This is a genomic window from Phaeobacter sp. (assembly GCF_022825805.1).
GTDB lineage: Bacteria > Pseudomonadota > Alphaproteobacteria > Rhodobacterales > Rhodobacteraceae > Phaeobacter.
Genome location: NZ_JAJDWC010000156.1, coordinates 1 through 4371 on the forward strand (window position 1 = coordinate 1; position 4371 = coordinate 4371).

Consider the following 4371-nt stretch of genomic DNA (forward strand, 5'->3'; position numbering starts at 1 on the left):
AGCAATTCGCCGATGCGATCCTGAGATTCTTCCGCGAAACCATCCCCAAAGAGTGGAAAACATTCCGAGATCAGGTCTCAGACAACTTCAGGGTCATAACACACGAAAAATTTCGGGTTTTGGGGTGAGTGCGGTATAAACTTCATTGTTTTGGTGAAAGCGGCCATTCCTACAAGGCCGCTCTGGCACTTGAGCTGGCGGGTCTGGACTGGGAACCGGTCTATGTCGATTTCTTCAACGGCACCACCCGCGGAGAGGCGTTTCGCGCCGAGGTCAACGAGATGGGTGAATGCCCGGTTCTACAAGATGGCGACCTCACATTGAGCCAATCTGGCGTTATTCAGACCTATCTTTCCGACACCTACGGCCACTTTGGTGGACAGACCCCTGAAGACGCTCGTGAAATCCTGCGCTGGCAGCTGTGGGACAACCATAAGCTGTCGTCCAATGCTGGCCTGTGCCGATTCCTGATGAACTTCCTGCCCGAAGACAAACGCCCCCAGGAGGTGATTGGCTTTCTTCAGGGGCGTTTGCGGGCGGCTTACGGCATTTTGAATGTCCACCTAGAGGGCCGTGGATGGATCGTTGGCGACGCTCTGAGCAATGCAGATCTGACATGTTGTTCTTATCTCTATTACCCGGAGCCTTTCGGATTTGACCGCAGCGAATGGCCCAATATCGACGCCTGGCTGTCCCGGCTAAGCGCGCAACCCGGCTGGAAAGCCCCCTACGACCTGATGCCCGGCAACCCGTCGGACCGAGCCTGAGGAGATCTCGATGAGCGAAGCATATATCTATGACGCAGTGCGCACGCCGCGCGGCAAAGGCCGCAAAGACGGCGCCTTGCATGAAGTCACGGCAGCGCGTTTGTCGGCAGTGACATTGAACGCCCTGAAAGAGCGCAATGGCCTCGAAGGACATGCAGTCGAAGATGTGATCTGGGGCAACGTCACACAGGTCGGTGAACAAGGTGCCTGTCTGGCCCGAACGGCGGTTTTAGCCTCTGATCTTGATGAATCGATCCCCGGCGTTTCCATCAACCGCTTCTGCGCCTCTGGATTGGAGGCCGTGAATATGGCGGCAAACCAGGTGCGCGGGCGCGCTGGCCAGGCCTATATCGCGGGTGGCGTCGAATCCATGAGCCGCGTGCCCATGGGCATGGATGGCGGGGCAATCGCTGTGGATCCTTCGATTGCCATCGACAACTACTTCGTGCCTCAGGGCATCTCTGCCGATATCATCGCAACGGAATACGGCTTTTCCCGCGATGCGGCAGACGAAATGGCCGTGGAATCACAGCGCCGGGCCAAAGCCGCCTGGGACGACAACCGCTTTGCGAAGAGCATCGTCCCCGTGCGTGATATCAATGGCCTGACCATCCTCGACCATGACGAATACATGCGCCCCGGCACGGATATGCAATCCCTTGGTGGCTTGAACCCATCGTTCCAGATGATGGGCGAGCAGATGCCCGGCTTCGACAAGATTGCCATGCTGAAATACCCCCATCTGGAGCGGATCCATCACATCCACCACGCGGGCAACTCATCCGGGATCGTCGATGGCGCGGCCGCCCTGTTGATTGGCGACAAGGCGTTTGGTGACGCGATGGGGCTGAAACCCCGCGCCCGCATCAAAGCCACAGCCAAAATTGGCACTGACCCGACCATCATGCTCACCGGGCCAGTACCAGTGACCGAAAAGATCCTGCGCGACACCGGCATGGAGATCGGAGATATCGACCTCTTTGAAGTGAACGAAGCCTTCGCCAGCGTGGTGATGCGCTTTGAACAGGCCTTTAATGTCGACCACGACAAGGTCAATGTGAACGGCGGATCCATCGCCATGGGCCATCCGCTCGGTGCGACCGGCGCCATGATCCTTGGCGCGCTGCTCGACGAAATGGAACGTTCTGATCGCGAAACCGGTCTGGCGACACTTTGCATTGGCTCCGGCATGGGTGCTGCCACCATCATCGAACGTGTTTGACCAAGGCGTCTGGGAGAAAAGAAATGTCTGATTTCACACTGACAAAAGACGCCGACGGCGTCGCAACCATCGTCTGGGATTGCCCCGGCAAGACCATGAACGTGCTCAACACGCAAGCGATGCTGGATCTCGATGGGCTGATCGATGACGCGCTGGCCGATGATGCGGTCAAAGGCATCGTCCTCACCTCAGCAAAGAAAGACTTTGCCGGTGGCATGGATCTGAACGTGCTGGCCAAGATGAAAGAGGATGCCGGGGACGATCCGGCCCGTGGCCTGTTCGAAGGCATCATGCAGATGCACGCGGGGCTGCGCAAAATCGAGCGCGCAGGCATGGACCCAAAGACCAACAAAGGTGGCAAACCCATTGCCGCCGCCCTGCCCGGCACCGCCGTGGGTATCGGCCTGGAGTTGCCGCTGTCGACCCACCGCATCTTTGCCGCTGACAACCCAAAGGCCAAGATCGGCCTGCCGGAAATCATGGTTGGGATTTTCCCGGGCGCAGGTGGCACCACGCGTCTGGTGCGCAAACTGGGCGCAATGGCCGCCGCGCCCTACCTGCTGGAAGGCAAGCTGCTGGACCCGAAAAAGGCGAAATCTGCCGGTCTGATTGACGAAGTTGCCGAAGATCCCGTTGCCGCGGCGCGGGCCTGGGTGCTGGAGGCCACAGACGCCGATATCGTGAAGCCCTGGGATCAGAAGGGTTACAAAATGCCCGGTGGCGCGCCCTATCACCCGTCCGGGTTCATGACCTTCCTTGGGGCCTCGGCCATGGTGCATGGCAAAACATTTGGTGCCTTCCCTGCGGCCAAAGCCCTGCTGAGCGCGGTCTATGAGGGGGCAATCGTGCCCTTTGACACCGCGCTGAAGGTCGAAGCCCGCTGGTTCACCCATGTGTTGATGAACCCCTCCTCCGAGGCAATGATCCGCTCGCTGTTCCTCAACAAAGAGGCGCTGGAAAAAGGCGCGGTGCGCCCTGCAGGTATCGAAGATCAGTCCGTGAAGAAGATCGGTGTTCTGGGCGCTGGCATGATGGGCGCTGGCATCGCGCTGGTATCGGCGCAAGCTGGTATGGACGTCGTGCTGATTGACCGCGATCAGGAGGCCGCTGACAAGGGCAAGGCCTATTCCGCGTCCTACATGGACAAGGGCATCAAACGCGGCAAAGCCACCGAAGAGAAAAAAGAAGCACTGTTGTCGCGCATCACGGCCACCCCTGATCTGGACCAGCTGAAAGGCTGCGATCTGATCATTGAGGCCGTGTTCGAAGATCCCTCTGTGAAGGCCGAAATGACCAAGAAGGTTGAGGCGATCATTCCAGAGGACTGCATCTTTGCGTCCAACACCTCCACCCTGCCGATCACCGGCCTGGCAGAGGCGTCGGTGCGGCCGGAGCAATTCATCGGCATTCACTTCTTCTCGCCGGTGGAGAAAATGTTCCTGGTGGAGATCATCAAGGGCGAAAAAACCGAGGACCGCGCGGTGGCCAAGGCGCTCGACTATGTGCGCCAGATCCGCAAGACACCGATCGTTGTGAATGATGCGCGCTTCTTCTACTGCAACCGCTGCATCATCCCCTATGTCAACGAAGGCGCCCGTATGATCACAGAAGGCGTTGCACCCGCGCTGATCGACAATGCGGCTCGGCAATTGGGCTTCCCGGTGGGGCCGATCCAGCTGACGGATGAGACATCCATCGATCTGGGCGCAAAAATCGCCCGCGCCACCAAGGCTGCGATGGGCGACGCCTATCCCGAGAGCGCGGCCGATGACCTGATTTTCTGGATGGAAGAACAGGGCCGTTTGGGGCGCAAGTCGAACGCCGGCTTTTTCGACTATGACGAAAAGGGCAAGCGCGTCGAGTACTGGAAGGGCATGCAGGAGAAATATCCTCTCGCCGATGAACAGCCCGACCTGATCGAAGTGCAGGAACGTCTGATGTTCGCCCAGGTGCTGGAGGCTGTGCGCGCACTCGAAGAAGGGGTGTTGATGGACATCCGCGAGGGCGATGTTGGTGCGATCCTGGCCTGGGGCTTTGCGCCATGGTCCGGCGGCCCGCTGAGCTGGCTGGATATCATCGGCACACCGTATGCGGCTGAGCGCTGCGATCAGCTGAGCGAAAAGTTTGGCGAACGCTTCGCCTGTCCGCCGCTTCTGCGGGAGATGGCCGATAAAGGGCAGAGCTTTTATGGGCGGTTCAACCCGGATAAGGCCAACGCTGCCTAACCACGCGATTGCTCCTAAGCTAGGCAGCCGACTCATAAAACTCGATCCACAGTCTGACGGATGCCAGTTTGATCATCGACAGGAAATTGCGTGACGTCTTTTCGTATCGGGTTGCGATGCGACGGAACGAGGCTTTCAGCCTGCCAAAGAACCGCTC

The 4371-nt window shown here is 58.9% G+C and carries 3 protein-coding genes and 2 pseudogenes; 4 read left to right on the forward strand and 1 reads right to left on the reverse strand.

The window, feature by feature from the left end:
* From Q0C28_RS17810 to Q0C28_RS17450, 4 genes and pseudogenes are all read left to right on the forward strand, one after another.
* Positions 1-128, forward strand: a pseudogene (locus Q0C28_RS17810) (IS630 family transposase); the annotation flags it as partial.
* Positions 129-767, forward strand: a complete 639-nt coding sequence (locus Q0C28_RS17440; RefSeq protein ID WP_293577720.1) for a glutathione S-transferase family protein — start codon at positions 129-131, stop codon at positions 765-767. It abuts the pseudogene before it with no gap.
* 10 nt (positions 768-777) lie between these two features.
* Positions 778-1989 carry an acetyl-CoA C-acetyltransferase gene (locus Q0C28_RS17445; protein WP_293577722.1) on the forward strand — a complete coding sequence of 404 codons (1212 nt, stop codon included), beginning with the start codon at positions 778-780 and terminating at the stop codon, positions 1987-1989.
* Between the two features lie 23 nt (positions 1990-2012).
* Positions 2013-4214, forward strand: coding sequence for a 3-hydroxyacyl-CoA dehydrogenase NAD-binding domain-containing protein (locus tag Q0C28_RS17450; protein ID WP_293577723.1), 2202 nt, complete (start codon positions 2013-2015; stop codon positions 4212-4214).
* Between the two features lie 19 nt (positions 4215-4233).
* Here Q0C28_RS17450 and Q0C28_RS17455 read toward each other — a convergent pair.
* Positions 4234-4371, reverse strand: a pseudogene (locus Q0C28_RS17455) (IS5/IS1182 family transposase); the annotation flags it as partial.

Excerpts from the sequence above, each read along its gene's own strand:
- Q0C28_RS17445 (WP_293577722.1), top strand. The coding sequence starts at position 778 with ATGAGCGAAGCATATATCTATGACGCAGTGCGCACGCCGCGCGGCAAA.
- Q0C28_RS17450 (WP_293577723.1), top strand. The coding sequence starts at position 2,013 with ATGTCTGATTTCACACTGACAAAAGACGCCGACGGCGTCGCAACCATC.